This window comes from Sporosarcina sp. resist, from assembly GCF_014302295.1.
In the GTDB taxonomy this organism is placed as follows: Bacteria; Bacillota; Bacilli; order Bacillales_A; family Planococcaceae; genus Sporosarcina; species Sporosarcina psychrophila.
Map to the genome: position 1 here is coordinate 3,982,749 of NZ_CP060287.1, position 16,428 is coordinate 3,999,176.

A 16,428-nucleotide genomic window follows, 5' to 3' on the forward strand; every position below is an offset into this window, starting at 1 on the left:
TTCCCATCTCCCCCTACTAACAAAGCCATTGGAATTTCTCAGGGACAAGTATTCGTTACTACCTTCGGTGAGCCAATTTGAACGGAAGAATTGCACTGACTGATTTGTTTAGAACAGTTATGTATTGACCTTTTCTATTGAAGCTTGTTCTCATTCTCGCTGCAACCAGCAAGTACAAAAATAAATCAGTCTATTATTATAAACAATAACGTCCTCACAATTTGTCTAACCTCCCAAAAACCTACCTATGTAAATCAAGTTTCCTTTTTATCCAGATTTAGCCAAACAACTACTCTATAATTATCATTTCACTATTAAATTGTCAAAAATATTTTATTATGTCGCCGAAGAAAATGATTAAATAGACCATAGGCATTTAGACTTTCTCAACTATTGTTTAAATGAATCACTTATTTTTAGTGAATTATATTTATTTTTCAATTAAAAACCTTTCTAATTGCACTAGTTTTTAAAAATAATTAAATAACCGTGACTTTCGCATCTTTATTTGAAACTATTCTAAATAAAAAGTCTCTGTTAAAAGATACTTGAAACTAAGATATATAAAAAAGCGAACAACATGTTCGAAGACTTGTTGTTCGCTTTGCCTCTTTGTTGTTATTCACACCCTAAAATGCTTCATTTCCATTTGGAGATCTTCGGCAAGTTTTGCCAGTGCTTGCGCGCTAGATGAAATCTCTTCATTGACCGCCAACTGTTCTTCTGTTGCTGCGCTTGTATCACCCGCAGACGCAGCCGCCTCGCCACTCAACTGTGCGATTTCGCCAGCACCATAGCTAACTTCGTCTGCCATCGCCTGGATTTCTTCAATTGCGGCAGATACTGTCTCGACTTTTGTTGCCACATCGCCGACAGCGTTCTGAATTTCCTCAAAGACCAGACGCGACTGTTCAGTTGCAGCGATACCGATATCTACGCGCTCGCTGCCAGCGTTAATGGAAGTGACTGCCCGTTTGGACGCGTTTTGGATCATGCTTACCATTGTGCCGATTTCTGTAGCAGAGGTCTTCGATTGTTCTGCCAGTTTTCGGACTTCCTCTGCTACAACTGCAAAGCCTTTGCCGTATTCTCCTGCACGCGCGGCTTCGATTGCCGCATTGAGTGCAAGCAAATTCGTCTGCTCGGCAATAGAAGTGATGAGAGTCGTAATTTTCTGTATTTCATTTGAATGCTGCGCCATTTCCTCCATGATTACGGAAGATTCCTGGATTGTCGTATGAATTGTTGTCATTTGAACTGATACTTCCCCGACTACACTTGAACCCGTAGTAACAAGTTTTGATACAGTTTCCGTTGATTGCAACATCTCTTCATTATTACTCGCAATTTCTGCAACCCCTAATGATAGTTCTTCCATGGAAGAACTAGATTGTTCAATAATTCTCTGTTGCTTTTCACTGCCCATTAACTGATTCTCAGCAGTCTTAGCAACCATTTCAGAAGATGCTAAACTTTCTTCTGAGCTTGCGGACAATTCTTCTGACTGAACCGCTAACTGTGTAGCAGAAAGATTGATTTTACGTACCATATTTGCTACATCTGTCCCCATTTTGTTGAATGCAGCCGCCATATCCCCAATTTCATCTTTGTTTTTAACTTTTAGTAAATCAATTGTTAAGTTTCCTGATGCAATTTCATTCAACCCATCCGTTACTACACGAACAGGACGCGCGATACCCCGGCTGATGAATGTTGAAATGACAATACCTAGAAGCGTTGCAAAAATAATAATTCCAATTACAAAGATAATTGTAGCCATCATGAAGCTTTCCAACTCAGCACGAGTTTTCTTTTGCTCCTCAAATTGATCCGCTTTGATGATTTTTGCATTTTCCAGAACAAGAGCGCCCACATTTGCCGAAGCTCGTCCAAGTTCCGTCGCTTTACGATCTTTTCCTTCTTGGACATTCAGTACAATCTCATCTTGCAGGTTTAAATATTTCGTACGTGCTACCTCAAGATCTTCCAGTAAGGCTTTATGTTTTCCAGTCTTAAATAAGACGGTTAATTCTTGATACAATTCGTTGAAACGGTTAACATTTTCCGTCCGCGATTCCAAATGCTTATCGTCTTTGAAAAGCATAAACCCTCGCACATCATCTTGGATTTGATTGTGCTTCAAGATGAATTCATCTACCAATTCTACTTTTTTTACACGATCATCCAATAAAAAAGTATAATCTGAGCCAATCCGAATTGTTGACCATAAACTCAGGCCCCCCACAATTACAAGTAATGTCAATATCGTTGCAAAACCCATCCATAATTTTTTCGCTACAGTAAATTTCATCATTTCCCCCCACGATCTTTTAGCCTATTCAAATTATATAACTATTGACGGATAATAGCATTACTTATATACTAATTCGGAATAATTAGAATAATATACCTACTATCTTTTCAGATTAATTTACCACCACTTCTTGTTACAGTGAATTATACTTATTTACTAGCTCCTAAACGCAGTTTACTTTGCGAAATACGTTGTCTTCATTCGCAATTATATTTTTTTCCCAGTATCCGTCTCAGCCAACCATTCGCTAATTAACAAAAGCGCGAGCGGCTTTCTAGACCCGAAAAATTCTGGGGGCCTTAAGGTAAAGGTAGACGTTCTAAATTCATGAATTCGCGTGGATACAGGGGTTGCGGGTTGGGGGACCAGATGTAAATCTCGACGTTACAACTTATCACCAGTACGAAATTTGATAATTTCCTAGGCAATAAAAAACGTACAAAGGAATTTTCTCCCTTTGTACGTTTTCATTCAGTACATTATTTCTGTTTCAATGAATACTTCGCGAAACCTTCATCAGTTGGAGACAGATAGTCAATACCGCTTCCTTGTGGGATGATTTCTTTCGCTTTTCCAGACGTTTCAAATGTAACATTGATACTTTCATTCAATGGTGCGAATGCCCAGTTGCTGTCTGCAGATGGGTCAATTGTACCTACATCAATCATGTAGTCCATGATTGCCTGACGATTTTCATAAGCGTAATCGATTGAATCTGTAGCATTGCGTACACCTGGGAAATCTCCGCTTGCACGATAGTTATTCGTCACTACGAGGAATTTTTGTTTTGAATCAATCGGTTTTCCATCATACTGCAAATTGACAACTCGATTAGCTGAGTCATTAATCGTTTTTCCATCGTAATCATATTTAGCAGGTTGAGTGACGTCAAAATCATATGTGACTCCATCGATAACATCGAAGTTATACGTACGGAACTCTTCGTTAATTAAGTTTTGTTGTTCTTTAGATGACGGGTCGATTTGGTTAAATTGGCCTGCCGACATTTCAAGCCATTCTTTAACATCTGCGCCTGTCATAACAAGCGCGAACACTGTATTGTCGAATACGTAAAGGTCTGCCACGTTTTTAATGGCAATTTCACCTGTTGGAATTTCAGTGTAATAGTTTGCTCCATTACGACCACCTGCTTTAAATGGGGCGCCCGATGATAGGACAGGCAGTTTCTCGTATTCAGTGCCCTTAATCTTATCTTCAACGAACCATTTTTGTGCATTTGTCACAATTTGAATTGAAGGATCGTCTTTCACAAGAGCAAAGTAACTATTAATTGGTGCCGTAGTTTTACCTACTGGACTGCGCACATACTCTATTGTTCCCTCATGTGCTTCTTTTACTGCATCGATTACTTTTTGAACAACTTTATCTGATTTTTTATCAATTTCCCGCACTGCACCTTTGCCTTTGATAACAGCCCATTGATCGCCTGATTTTTTTAGTTCAAGATCAATTACGCCCAAGTGACTACCAAATTTACCTGGCATCACGACAGGTGTTCCGTTCACTGTTCCCTGTTCCATATCAATATTTTTAAGATCCCCAAAATCACCTGGGAATACTGCATGGTTATGACCTGTCAAAATTGCATCTACACCATCTAGTTGTGAAATTTGATACGTTACATCATCTTCATCAACAGTATGGATTTCATCTCCCATTCCTGAGTGTGACAAGACCACGATAATATCAGCGCCTTGCCCCTTCATCTCGGGGATGAATTTCTCAACTGTATTCGCTGCATCTTCTACAGTCACTTTACCGTCAAGCAGTGCACGGTCCCAACGAACGATTCCCGGTGCAACAACACCGATAACGCCAACTTTCAACGTATGCGTTTCGCCTATCCCATCGACAACTTCTTTATCGAAAATAGCATAAGGTGTGTAGCGATTATTCTTCGTTTTTGCATCATAGACATTGGCGTTCAATACCGGGAATGGCGCTTCCTCCAATACCGAATCCAAATAATCCAAACCATAGTTGAACTCATGATTGCCTAATGTACTTGCATCATAATTAAGTGACTCGAGGGCAGCCAGTGCCGGATGAAGTTCACCTTTTTCTAGCTTGTCTACGGTTACTTTATAACCACCAAGTGGCGTTCCTTGGATTAAATCTCCGTTATCGAACAGGAGATTGTTTGGCTTTTCTGCACGCGCATCTTCAATTAAGACCGCTGTCTTCGCAAGTCCGACTTCATTCGATACTTTGTCCTGATAATAATCATAGTTAACAAAGTTCGTATGCAAATCGGATGTTCCTAAAATGCGCAGTGAAACTGAATTCGTTGGCGGTTCCACATTATATGCACGTAACAACCGATCAATAATTTTAGTAACTTGTACCTTTGTTACGAGCTTCTGAGGTTTTGCCGTGCCGTCTTCAAACCCTTGTAACAACCCGAGTCCGACACTTCTTGAAAGCTCCACAAATTCGTTTGTCTTAAATGAACTTTTGTCTTTGAATTTATCAAGCAAATCAGTAGAAAAAACTTCTTCTGACTTGATGGCCCGGGACGCAATCAGAAATGCGTGCTCACGTGTCAGCTTTTGACTCGGCTTGAAAGTTGTTGAAGTAGCTCCTTTTATGATGCCCATTTTCTGTGCGGCTTCCACGTAAGGCGCCAATTGTGCATCTACATCTGTAAATTCGAGCGTCTCGCCGTCATTTAATTCAAATTCAAGTGCTTTAACGATTGCTGTGATATATTCACCCCGGGTCACATCTTGCGTTTTCGTAGCTGCATTCGCTTGAGGTGTAAACAATAACCCACTGAATGTGAGTGCCAAAATAACAATCCACAACCCCGTCTTTTTTAATAAAGACATTCGTCCATCTCCCTTATTTTGTATTCATTTCCGTGCGAATACACGGAATGACAAAGTTGTTCTAGTAAGCTAGCCAACTCACTTTCTAGCATATCACGGAATCCGAAATATCCCGCACTGATTACACTCACTTTTTCGAATAATACGAAATAAGCCCCTATTTTATTTTGTTCAAATAGGGGCTTATTATCTATAGTTCTATTTCTTCGTTTTATTGGCAATCTCCATTGCTCGGTTTGTTCCTTCAGCTGCTTTATCAAGTACTTCTTGTGGGTCCTTTCCTTGATAAAGATCTTCCAATGCAGTGACAATCTGCTGGCGTGATTCCGGGAAGACTGAAATAAGCGCTCCTTGTGTCGCGAGGCCCGGCACTGTGTCTTGCAACTGATCTACCGTTACTTTGTACTGCGGAAATTCCGCCCACTTCTCTTTTACGTTCTCTTCATCATAAGCTTTTGGGTTAATGGCGAAATAGCCTGTATCCAAATGCCATTGTGCCTGCACTTCTGGCGTTGTTAAGTATTTCATGAACTCCCATGCCGCTTCCTGGTCTTTTTCAGCGATGCCTTTGGACATCCAAAGTGAAGCACCGCCAATAACAACACCGTTTCGCTTCACTTCATCCGCATGCGGAATATAGGCAACACCTACGTCAAATGGCGCATTGGTAATGGCTCCTGCTACTCCTGCTGATGAATCCATGTACATAGCAACTTTTCCAGATGCGAATGCTGCGCGAATATCATCCCAGTTCGTTCCGAAGTTACCGAATGTACCAGCTTTGTTCATAGTATCCAAGAAGCTAAAGACATTAAGTCCTTCTGGCCCGTTAAAGAGCGCTTCCGTTGCGTCACCTGAACGACCATTGTCTTCATCGACATATAATCCGCCTTGCGTTGCAACAAGCTGTTCAAAGAACCAACCATACGTCAACATAGAGAATCCATACATCTCACCCTTTTTCAGTTTTGCTGCCGCATCAATTACTTCTGAAAACGTTTCGGGTGCTTTTTCAGGGTCAAGTCCAGCTTCCTTGAACGCATCTTTGTTATAGACCATTACCGGCGTCGATGAGTTGAATGGCATCGAATAGAGCTCACCGTCAACTTTATAGTAATTTAAAATATTCTCTTCAAGCTGAGATAAATCATAATTATCTTTGTCGATGAACTTCTGCATTGGCTCAATATATCCGCTGTCGATCATGTATTTTGTACCGACTTCGAATACTTGCGTAATAGCTGGAGCGTCTTTTGTCCCACCGACACCACGTAACTTTGTCAGCGATTCTTCATAGGTACCTTGGAATTCGGCTACCACTTCATACTTATCTTGTGAGTCATTAAAACCTTTGACGATTGAATCGAGTGACTCCTGTCCTGTACCGGACATTGCATGCCAAAATTCAATGGACACTTTTTCGTCGCTTTCTTCCGTTTCTGTTCCTTCGCTAGTAGCAGGTTTGGACGTTTCGGTCTCATCATCTTTTGTACTACTATCACTGTTCGTACACGCTGCGAGAACGGCCAAACTCAAAATAAGAAGCCAAACGAACGATAATTTCAACATTTTCATCCTACTGAGCACCCCTTTGTCATAATAGTAATCATTATTTTAAAGCACCTTGAGATAAACCTTTCTGCAATTGCTTCTGCCCGATAAATAACAATAATAATGTCGGAATAATTACTACGATAACACCTGCCATAACCACCCCCCATTCAGTTCCCGTTTCTTGGGATTGTAATTGCTTTAAACCGATTTGAACGGTTCGCACAGATGTATTTGTCGTGATAAGTAACGGCCATAAATACATATTCCAAGTCGTTAAAAAGCCATATGCACCAAGCGTGACAAGACTCGTTTTTGAGACAGGCAAAATCACACGTCGGAAAAAGGCGAATTTACTTAAACCAGCAATTTGAGAGGCTTCGTGCAACTCTTTCGGAATTGTTTTGAAATGTTGCCGTAGCAGGAATGTCCCAAATGCCAGTGCAAAAAAGGGTAACGTCAGCCCTTGATACGTATTGAGCCAATCGAGTTTTTGGATTGTGAATTTATTTGGAATCATTGTTGCTTCCCATGGGATCATCATTGTCGATATGAACAGGAAGAAGATGAAATCGCGCCCTTTGAACTGGATGAAAACGAAGGCATAAGCAGCAAGACTACACACCGCCAGTTGCCCAAGCATCACGCTTACGGAAACGATGAAACTGTTCAATAAGTAATTCAACAATGGCAACCTATCAAACACTTTAATGTAGTTATCCAAACTAAATGACTGTGGTAAAAACTTCCCCTGCAATAGTTCGGGTCCTGTCATAAATGAAATCAAAAACGCATACATAACTGGAAAGAATACAAGAAAAGACGTAGTAATTAGCAGGAAATAGATCCAAATCTTTTTAGGAAGGCTTGTTGTCATTGGTAATGAACCCTCCTTTCCCCTAGTTTAAATTGAAGAATAGTCACAATCAGAATAATGATAAACAATGTGACTGCCTGTGCACTCGCCGTTCCAAACTGGTAATTGATAAAGGCTTCGCGGTAAATGGAGTAAACAATTAGATTCGTCGATGCCGACGGACCGCCTTGCGTCAAAATATCAATCTGTCCAAACGATTGGAACGCATTAATAAGTGATATGGTAATGATGAAAAATAGTGTTGGCGACAACATCGGAAGTGTAATTCGACGCAATCGGTAAAAGTATCCTGCCCCATCAATCCTGGAACTTTCATAGAGATGTTCATCAATATTTTGTAGCCCTCCGAGTAATATGAGAAACGAAAAGCCGATGTTCATCCAAATCGTCGAAATGGAGACGGATAGAAGTGCCCACTCCGGATCAAGCAGCCACTGTATTTGTGGCAAATTCAGCATGCTCAACATCCGATTGAACATCCCCATACTAGGATTAAACATGAATAACCAAATCACGGATGACGCTGCAACAGAAATTCCCATTGTTGACGAATATACTGTTCGAAAGAATCCTATCCCTTTCAGTTTTTCATTCGCTAACAAGGCAAAAAATAACGCTAAGATGATGCCAATAGGTACTGTGTATAAGACAAACAACCCGGTTGCTTTCATACTATTGAGAAATGCAGTGGACTCTAGTAAATACGTATAGTTTTCAAAACCTACCCATATCGCGGCGTTTCCATTTTGGTCTGTTAAGAAAAAACTTAAGTAAATTGTTCTAAACATCGGATAAAAGACAAACACTGAAAAAAGGACTATCGATGGCAGTAAATAAAGAAGCGCTGTTCTGCCATTCGTCGTCTTTTTCCAGATTCCCGGCTTTTCAAGCGAAGTCATACAAGCACCTCTTTGCCGAATACGAAGTTTCCAAGGTCCGTCGGCTTTTTGATTAAATCACCAGTTCTAGCTTCAAAGAGACAGAATGCGCCGTAGTCAATAAGGATTGGAATTGAATCTCCAATGTCGATATGCCATTGTCCACTCCATTTGGCCATCCATTCATTGGTACCCAATTTAAATGAAAACACGGTTTCATTGCCCAAAATCTCAACGTTCGTTACGACGACATACAGCTTATCCTTTTCTGGCGTATCTTTTAAGGCTGGTCGTAAATGTTCCGGTCGGATGCCCGCAACAAGTTGATACTCAGGGATACCAATAACTTCCTCAGACGGTACGGGCAAACGCAGTATATCTCCAATGACGATTGCTGAAGCTTTTTTATCGACATCGGAATATGCTAAATTCATTGGTGGTGAACCGATGAACGTGGCGACAAATGGATTGGCCGGATTGTTGTAAATATCAATCGGTTTTCCGACTTGTTGGATCTTTCCTTCATGAAGGATCATAATACGGTCCCCCATCGTCATAGCCTCAACTTGGTCATGCGTCACATAAATCATTGTAATACCTAGCTTCCGCTGGATCCGTCTGATTTCCGTACGCATATGAGCCCGCAACTTCGCATCCAAATTAGATAACGGTTCATCCATCAGGCAAATCGGCGACTCACTCACAATTGCCCGGGCAAGCGCAACTCGCTGCCGCTGACCACCTGATAGTTCACGTGGCTTCCTTTTTAAGTAATCGGTGAGCCCCAACATCTTCGCCACTTCAGTTGCCCGTTCTCGCTGTACAGCTTTCTTCACTTTTTTCACATCGAGCCCAAACGTAATATTTTGTTGAACTGTCAAATGTGGATAAAGCGCATAGTTTTGGAATACCATTGAAAGGTCACGCTTATCGGGTGATAAGTGGTTGGCAACCTGATCACCGATTTTAAGCGTGCCACTCGTAATATTCTCAAGACCCGCAATCATCCGGAGCATCGTGCTTTTCCCACAACCGGAAGGACCGACAAGGACAAAAAACTCGCCAGGCTCAATGGTTACGTTTATATTGGAGATAACATCCACTTGTTTATCGTATGACTTTGATAAATTAATAAGCTCCACTTTTTTCACAAGTTCAATCCCTTTCCATTAGAAAACCCAATTAAGAAAAGCGCAAGGCGCCGTCCAGCCCCGACAGGCATAAGACGGTTTGCGAGGAGGCGTACTTCAGCCCCCACAGCAAAACGGCTTATGACCCGAGGGGTTGGCGCCTAGAGCTAGACACTGTTCTAAATCAAAAAACAGATACTTTCTTATCTTTTTAAAAGGCGATAAGTTCAACTCTCTGGTATACCTTTCTATAAAAAGAATCTATTCCCTGCATTTTTATCAGAATCTTTACAAACATTTACATTCGTATATAGTAATAATTCAACAAATAGAATGTTCTTTCAACACCGCTTTGTCGCTTGGTGATGGCCTCACGCAATAAGCCCGTCAGAAGATCCCTGTTGGTCTTATTGCTACGGCTCACACTTGTCGCTCCTTCGCTAGAGTTGTTCGTTATACGGGTGAGGTACACCACCTAGTTAATTCTAAATATGTAGTCACGAATATATAGATTAAATAAGGAGTGATTGCGATGAAAAGAGTAATGGTGGTGCTTCTATTGCTTTTACTGTCATCTGGTTCTACGAAGCCCACTGTTGAACGTGCGTCTTTACCCGATGATGAATTCCTTGTCATCGCCCATCGCGGTGCATCCGCATATGCACCACCTCACACGTTAGCCGCCTATGAGTTAGCTGTGCAAATGGGTTCAGACTATATCGAACTTGATTTACACATGACAAAGGACGGAAAACTCGTTGCCTTACATGACTCCTATTTAATGTTTCAGGATACTGAACAAGCTGTTGCTGATGTGACATTTAATGAACTTCAACTCTATTTGCCGGGTGAGGAATTTAATGAAACGAACCCTCGGTATGCTTCACCTATTTATAAGCAATTGCGCATTGTTGAATTAGAGGATATCTTTCTCCATTTCGGTGACTCGGTCAATTACTATATTGAAATGAAATCGCCCAATAAGTATCCAGGTATCGAAAAAGAACTCCTAAGGCAACTTCGAGCTAATAATCTTCTCTCAAGTGATGATGGTATACCAAAAGTAGTCATTCAATCATTTAGTGAAAATAGTTTGAAGAACATATTCGACATGGAACCATCTATTCCGCTTATCAAATTATATTCATTCGACAAGGAAGCACATCTTTCAAAAAAGAAAGTACGGCAGCTACTAAAGTATGCATCAGGTGTAGGTTTGAACGTGGATTCAGTGACAAAGAAATTTATAGACGCGATGCATAAAGAAGGATTGGACGTCCATCCTTTCACCGTCAACGACGAAAAAACAATCCGTAAACTTTTAAAACTTGGAGCAGATGGTGTGTTCACAGATAAACCTGATATCGCCGTTCGTGTAAAAAATGAAGAAAGCAGTTTGGATGCCGACTAGGGTCCAAACTGCTTTTCATATTATATGTTGACTGGGTCTCTAAGTATTGTTTTCAAGACTTTTCCGCTGGCATTCCGCGGGAGTGTATCGAGAAATTCGATAGCAGCTGGTATTTTAAAGGAGGCAAGCTGGCTTTTACAAAAATCGATAACTGCTTGTTCAGTAAGCTTATTCCCTTCTTTTAATACGATGTACGCTTTCGCCACCTCTCCGTATATTTCATGAGGAATACCAACGACTGCTGCCTCGAGTACCTCTCGAATGGCATATAACACTTCTTCCACTTCTACCGGATATACGTTTTCTCCACCGCGGATGATCATATCCTTTTTACGATCCACAATATAAAGCAGTCCGTCTTCATCAAAACGACCGAGATCACCACTGTACATCCAGCCATCTTTTATCGTTCGTGCAGTTTCTTCTTCATTTTTCAAATAGCCTTTCATCACTTGAGGGCCTTTCACAGCGATCTCACCCACCTGACCCGTCGGAAGCGGTTTACCAAACTCATCCATTACCTGTACTTCGGTTTGTGGCAATGGTTCGCCTACAGAACCGATTTTTGACAATGCATGTTGATCTTTTAACGTCGTCGCACCCGGTGAATTTTCCGTCTGCCCATACAAGTTTTGTACGTTGACGTCTGGGAACAATGCTTTCACTTTTTTCACAAGTTCATAAGGCATCGGCGCTGCTCCATAGCAGAGCAGTCGCAAATTGGATAGATCCGCTTTTTCCAGCAACGGCGTATTCAGAAGAATACTGTACATTGCCGGCACGCCAAAGAATATCGTCGCGCGTTGTTGCTCCATCGTACGAATTGTTGCTTCTGGAGAAAACGCTTCCTCAATGATGACCATTCCACCTTGGTAAATGACGGGTATGCTAAATACATGACTTGCCGCACAATGGAAAAGCGGAGCCACAATATGCATACGATCATCCTGATCCATTTCCATCGATTCACTCCATATTTCAGCGATTGCAGCAACGTTTCTATTGGTTAGCATAACGCCTTTTGGCCGACCGGTTGTTCCCGATGTGTAAAAGACGACCGCTGTATCAGCATCTAATGCTTCTCGTCGTTCGGCATGACGGCGTTCACCGTCGATAATCGCTTCGAATTCACGATTGGTAACCATTTTATGTTGTAACGCGGGTAATTTCCCTTCGAGTAAATCAAACACAGATGCCAGCCGCTCATCATAAATGAGTCCTTTCGCTTCTGAATGCGCTAAAATGTAGTTCATTTCCGGTGCAGTTAACTTTGTATTGATGGGTAGCGCTGTAAATCCGCCTATTTGGCATGCATAGTAGCCTATTAAAAAGGAATCCGAATTCATGAGACAAAATGCTAAAATGTCATCTTTCACATAACCTAAATCTTGAAAATGCCCTGCTAGATTCTCAGCTTTACGATAGAATTCCCCGTAAGAAAGTTCTTTTCCATTAAATGATGTAATAACTCTTTCTGGATATGCCTCGGAAATAATCTTCAGTTTCTCTGCAATAAACATCGCCAAGCCCCCTTTAATGTCCCTTGATAATTATTAGATAATTATAAATAGCAAAACACCTTAATGCAAGATAATTGGTAGTAAGTACAAATCCTTTAGTATGTTGAAAATGTATTATAGGATAGTAATAGCCTGATTTCATTATTAATACGACTACATGAGCTGAGATAAAGATTCCCTTAAAGTCCGCTTCGGTGCTTGGGGATGTCTTCGCTTTGTTTTCACCTGTAATCTATGCTCAATATATATAGAAACAGAAAGGGGCGATAAGAGTGGCATCTGCGCTAAATAAAATATTTTGGGGGACACTCCTTGTTTTTCTAGATTTTCATATTAATCATTTCGATATCTTTCCTGATTTCCTTGGTTATCTATTCATCTACCTAGGTTTAGCAGGATTAGTCTCCTATTCGAACCACTTTTCGAAAGCTAAACTTTATGTATTACTACTCGCAGTAGTGTCTGTTCCGTTAATCTACAAATTCGAAGAAACTTTTGTGGGACAGCCGCAACTGACGACAACTACTTTTTTGCTAATGGGCATGTTTACAGTCATCACGCTTATCCACTTGGGATTCGTCTATCACCTTATGCGCGGGCTACTAGAAATCACACAAGAAGTCTCATTCCAACCACTTGAGAAGAAAACGGACCATTTGTTGCGTTTCTATATCATTCTGACAGTCAGCTCGCAAATTATTCCACTTTTTATATTTATCTTACCCGAAGTGGCTTTGTTGCCAATCATACTCGTACTAGCGATTGTGTCCTTTATTGTCGAAATCATGTTACTTGTGTTGATTCGTCAATTTCGGTCAAAAAGCTTAGAACAAGACATGAATTGAAAAAATCCTGTAAGAAGTTATTTCACTTCTTACAGGATTTTTTATAGGGTTATTTATTTACACTAAATCATGCATTCGATACACAAACCGAATGGTACCACCGTTTTTCAATTGGGCCACTTTCGGCAAATCAGCTTTCGCAACCGTACCGATTGTCGCATATCCTCCCGTCGTTTGAGCATCTGCCATTAGAATAATTGGCTGACCATTCGTCGGGACCTGCACAGTCCCAAACTGAGTCGCTTCGCTGACAATGTCTCCACTCTCAATAAACTCAAGTGGGGGCCCGTTGAAATAATATCCCATTCGATCTCCCCCGCGATACGTATAGCTGGAGTTTAGAAATGTATTCACACTCGATTTTTCAAATAGGTCCATATGCGGACTTTTGAACAATTCAATCGTAATGTCTTCAGTATAATTCGGGATTTTATCAACAAGTAAACCACGGTTCAAGCGCTTTTGTTTTAATGAATTCGCATAAAGGAGAGTCTCTTTTTTGACGGTCTCACCAATTAACCCCCTCGGATAACTGGAACTGCTACCCAAAATCTCCTTAACAGCATACCCACCATCCGGAATGATGTACGCAATCGCACCGCTAATCGGTTTAGTAAATGAAATCGTTTGCCCTTTCCAAATCTGAAACGTTTTCCAAAGTGGTGCTGGCGTTTCTCCGTCAATCATTGCACCTAAATCTGCTCCTGCAATGACAATTTTATGATCGGTTAATACCTCTATCATTAAGCCGCCTAAGAAAAGTTCTAGCGCATTTGTGCCTTCATCATTCCCAATAATATCTTGGCCTAACTGGAATGCCTCTCTATCCATTGGTCCAGCAACTGGCATACCGAAACGCCGGAAACCGAATCTACCTTGGTCCTGTATCGTAGCATAGACGCCAGATTTGACGACCCGAAATAACGGAATCATATCGCGTCTCCTAGTGCACTAACACGAACATTAACAGACGCCAACGCTCGACGAATTTGACGGGCATGGGACGCCACACCCTGTCCATCGCCATGGAAACAAATTGTATCTGCTTGTAATGAAATCATTTCTCCAGTTATTGTTTGCACCTGCTTGTTTAACACAATATCCATCACTTGTTTTTCAATTTCTTCATATGTATGGAGGACAGCTTCCGGCAATAACCTGGAGCACAATGTACCTTCTGTCGTATACCTGCGATCTGCAAATGCTTCACCCGCCGTTTTTAGGCCGATTTTATTCCCAGCCTGCAATAACTCACTATTACAAAGCCCATATAAATACGCATTCGGTACAGCATCATAAACGGCTTCTGCAATTGCATCAGCAACAGTCCGGTTAATCGAAGCAGTATTATAAAGGGCACCATGCGGCTTCACATGGTTAAACGTAACACCTTGTATGTCGCAAAATTGTTTGAGTGCACCGATTTGATAGACAACTGCATTGTAAATTTCACGGGGGGACATCATCAGCTCTCTTCTTCCAAACCCCTGTAAATCGGGATAACCGGGATGTGCGCCAATTGAAACCTTTTGTCTAGCCGCTTGGTCTACCGTTTTCTGCATAACATTAAAGTCACCAGCATGAAATCCGCACGCAACATTGGCGGATGTTATCGAGCTGAAAAGGGCTTCATCTTCCCCAATCTTAAATTGACCAAAACTTTCACCGACATCTGCATTTAGATCAATTCGCATTATAATCCCTCCTTTACAAACTGCATAATCATTTCAGGTTCACGCGCTAACTCTTCTTTCATCTCATTAAAGGTTTCAAGAGATATGGAACGAAATTTCAATTGATCACCTGCACGTATTAAAAACGGTTCAACGCGTTTCAAACAGTATAGATCGACTGGTGTCCGCCCAATTATATTCCAACCTCCAGGAGACTCTATTGGGTAAATACCTGTCTGCGTGCCTCCAATTCCTACGGTCCCTTTAGGTACGCTTAATCGTGGCTTTTTCAAACGCGGGACATGGAGTACCTCCGGCAATTCCCCGAGGTACGGAAATCCTGGTAAAAAACCAATCATATACACCTTATAGCTTGTGCCTGTATGTATGGCGATTACCTCTTCACGTGTCAGCCCTGTATGGTTGCAAATCCGCGGTATATCTTCACTAAACAAGGTGTCATAACAGACTGGTATTTCAATGGTACGCGTGTTTACACTCAATATACTGTCAGTTCTGTTCACCCACTTTTTCAGTAATTGTTCAATGATTACACTAGGGTTTACAAGTTCTTTACGATAAAAAACAGTTACCGTTTTATTACTCGGTACGACCTCTTCAAGTAAATGATTCCTGTCACTTTCAACAACCTGACAAAATTGCTGGATTGTGTGATAGATTTCTCGGCTCGTCTCCGGGCCAAAGTCGAAACGTATTGTTTGTTCGTTCATAACCATTGCACGGGGGATAATTTGCTTGTTAGGATTCATCAGCAGATAGCACTTCGATGCATACGGCGACGCCTTTTTTCAAATCTTCATGTGACCAGCTTGGAATTTTGCCATGTTCAATCGCCAATTCATGTGAAGCAGGTATATGAAGAAAACCCGATTTCAACGTTGGGCGTTGTGTTGCTGCATAATACAGTCCTTCATACATGACGTTGTTGCATAGATATGTGCCTGCAGTATTTGAAACTTCAGCCGGCAGCCCTTCTTCTAGTAATCGATTCACCATTGCGCGAACTGGCAGTGTTGACATATATCCAGCTTCACCTTGCGCTTGAATTTGTTCATCAACAGGCGTATTACCATTATTATCAGGCTCGCCGTCTTTCACATTAATTGCAATCCGTTCAGGCGTCATTTTAAAACGGCCTCCCGCAAGCCCCAGTGAAATCACTGCATCTGGTTTTAGCGCTTCAATATGAGTAAGAAGTTGCTCGCCGGATGATTGGAAGTCTACCGTCAATACTTCACTGTGAATTTTGTAATTGCCGATCACTTTGCCATGCAGTTCTTCTACGATTTTCATCGTCGGATTAACAGTGAATTTTAAAAAGGGCTCAAATCCTGTGAGTAAGAGTGTTTTCATTATGAT

At 41.3% G+C, this 16,428-nt stretch carries 13 protein-coding genes; 2 read left to right on the forward strand and 11 right to left on the reverse strand.

All coding sequences use genetic code 11. The annotated features are described in order from the left end of the window. Positions 1 to 622: 622 nt before the first annotated feature. From H7992_RS19365 to H7992_RS19390, 6 genes are all read right to left on the reverse strand, one after another. The gene (locus H7992_RS19365; RefSeq protein WP_187045643.1) at positions 623 to 2,314 is read right to left on the reverse strand and encodes a methyl-accepting chemotaxis protein; all 1,692 of its coding nucleotides are present in this window, start codon (positions 2,312 to 2,314) and stop codon (positions 623 to 625) included. A 479-nt stretch (positions 2,315 to 2,793) separates the two neighbouring features. After that, complete coding sequence (locus tag H7992_RS19370) at positions 2,794 to 5,163, reverse strand: bifunctional 2',3'-cyclic-nucleotide 2'-phosphodiesterase/3'-nucleotidase (RefSeq protein ID WP_187045644.1); 2,370 nt, start codon at positions 5,161 to 5,163, stop codon at positions 2,794 to 2,796. 198 nt (positions 5,164 to 5,361) lie between these two features. Further along, a complete protein-coding gene (locus H7992_RS19375) occupies positions 5,362 to 6,738 on the reverse strand; it encodes an ABC transporter substrate-binding protein (protein ID WP_370569909.1) in 1,377 nt (458 codons plus the stop codon). 34 nt (positions 6,739 to 6,772) lie between these two features. After that, on the reverse strand, positions 6,773 to 7,591 hold the full coding sequence (locus H7992_RS19380) for a carbohydrate ABC transporter permease (RefSeq protein WP_067212201.1): 819 nt from the start codon (positions 7,589 to 7,591) through the stop codon (positions 6,773 to 6,775). After that, complete coding sequence (locus H7992_RS19385) at positions 7,588 to 8,490, reverse strand: carbohydrate ABC transporter permease (RefSeq protein ID WP_067212202.1); 903 nt, start codon at positions 8,488 to 8,490, stop codon at positions 7,588 to 7,590. Before H7992_RS19385 ends, H7992_RS19380 begins: the two co-directional genes overlap by 4 nt. Then, complete coding sequence (locus tag H7992_RS19390) at positions 8,487 to 9,620, reverse strand: ABC transporter ATP-binding protein (RefSeq protein WP_187045645.1); 1,134 nt, start codon at positions 9,618 to 9,620, stop codon at positions 8,487 to 8,489. Before H7992_RS19390 ends, H7992_RS19385 begins: the two co-directional genes overlap by 4 nt. Before the next feature lie 511 nt (positions 9,621 to 10,131). On the opposite strand from H7992_RS19390, the gene H7992_RS19395 reads away from it, so the two are divergent. Continuing rightward, on the forward strand, positions 10,132 to 11,010 hold the full coding sequence (locus tag H7992_RS19395; protein WP_187045646.1) for a glycerophosphodiester phosphodiesterase family protein: 879 nt from the start codon (positions 10,132 to 10,134) through the stop codon (positions 11,008 to 11,010). A gap of 20 nt (positions 11,011 to 11,030) precedes the next feature. On the opposite strand, the gene H7992_RS19400 is transcribed toward H7992_RS19395, so the two are convergent. Next, on the reverse strand, positions 11,031 to 12,530 hold the full coding sequence (locus H7992_RS19400) for a class I adenylate-forming enzyme family protein (RefSeq protein WP_187045647.1): 1,500 nt from the start codon (positions 12,528 to 12,530) through the stop codon (positions 11,031 to 11,033). Between the two features lie 272 nt (positions 12,531 to 12,802). Here H7992_RS19400 and H7992_RS19405 point away from each other — a divergent pair, with 272 nt between their 5' ends. Beyond that, a complete protein-coding gene (locus H7992_RS19405) occupies positions 12,803 to 13,375 on the forward strand; it encodes a hypothetical protein (RefSeq protein ID WP_187045648.1) in 573 nt (190 codons plus the stop codon). Positions 13,376 to 13,432: 57 nt separating this feature from the next. Here the strand turns inward: H7992_RS19405 and H7992_RS19410 are convergent, their stop codons facing one another. The 4 genes from H7992_RS19410 to H7992_RS19425 are packed head-to-tail and all read right to left on the reverse strand — an operon-like array spanning position 13,433 to position 16,422. Continuing rightward, positions 13,433 to 14,308 carry a 5-oxoprolinase subunit C family protein gene (locus H7992_RS19410; RefSeq protein WP_187045649.1) on the reverse strand — a complete coding sequence of 292 codons (876 nt, stop codon included), beginning with the start codon at positions 14,306 to 14,308 and terminating at the stop codon, positions 13,433 to 13,435. Next, positions 14,305 to 15,072, reverse strand: a complete 768-nt coding sequence (locus H7992_RS19415) for a LamB/YcsF family protein (protein WP_187047973.1) — start codon at positions 15,070 to 15,072, stop codon at positions 14,305 to 14,307. The genes H7992_RS19410 and H7992_RS19415 overlap by 4 nt, the downstream gene beginning before the upstream one ends. Then, positions 15,069 to 15,818: a 5-oxoprolinase subunit PxpB gene (gene pxpB, locus H7992_RS19420; RefSeq protein ID WP_187045650.1), complete on the reverse strand. Its 750-nt coding sequence runs from the start codon at positions 15,816 to 15,818 to the stop codon at positions 15,069 to 15,071. The genes H7992_RS19415 and pxpB overlap by 4 nt, the downstream gene beginning before the upstream one ends. Continuing rightward, complete coding sequence (locus tag H7992_RS19425; RefSeq protein WP_187045651.1) at positions 15,808 to 16,422, reverse strand: pyroglutamyl-peptidase I; 615 nt, start codon at positions 16,420 to 16,422, stop codon at positions 15,808 to 15,810. The genes pxpB and H7992_RS19425 overlap by 11 nt, the downstream gene beginning before the upstream one ends. Positions 16,423 to 16,428 lie beyond the last annotated feature (6 nt).

Bases quoted from the DNA above. Each gene is read 5' to 3' on its own strand.
- H7992_RS19365 (WP_187045643.1), bottom strand. From the start codon at position 2,314: ATGATGAAATTTACTGTAGCGAAAAAATTATGGATGGGTTTTGCAACG.
- H7992_RS19400 (WP_187045647.1), bottom strand. From the start codon at position 12,530: ATGTTTATTGCAGAGAAACTGAAGATTATTTCCGAGGCATATCCAGAA.
- H7992_RS19410 (WP_187045649.1), bottom strand. From the start codon at position 14,308: ATGATTCCGTTATTTCGGGTCGTCAAATCTGGCGTCTATGCTACGATA.
- H7992_RS19375 (WP_370569909.1), bottom strand. From the start codon at position 6,738: ATGAAAATGTTGAAATTATCGTTCGTTTGGCTTCTTATTTTGAGTTTG.
- H7992_RS19385 (WP_067212202.1), bottom strand. From the start codon at position 8,490: ATGACTTCGCTTGAAAAGCCGGGAATCTGGAAAAAGACGACGAATGGC.
- H7992_RS19395 (WP_187045646.1), top strand. From the start codon at position 10,132: ATGAAAAGAGTAATGGTGGTGCTTCTATTGCTTTTACTGTCATCTGGT.
- H7992_RS19380 (WP_067212201.1), bottom strand. From the start codon at position 7,591: ATGACAACAAGCCTTCCTAAAAAGATTTGGATCTATTTCCTGCTAATT.
- pxpB (WP_187045650.1), bottom strand. From the start codon at position 15,818: ATGAATCCTAACAAGCAAATTATCCCCCGTGCAATGGTTATGAACGAA.
- H7992_RS19425 (WP_187045651.1), bottom strand. From the start codon at position 16,422: ATGAAAACACTCTTACTCACAGGATTTGAGCCCTTTTTAAAATTCACT.
- H7992_RS19370 (WP_187045644.1), bottom strand. From the start codon at position 5,163: ATGTCTTTATTAAAAAAGACGGGGTTGTGGATTGTTATTTTGGCACTC.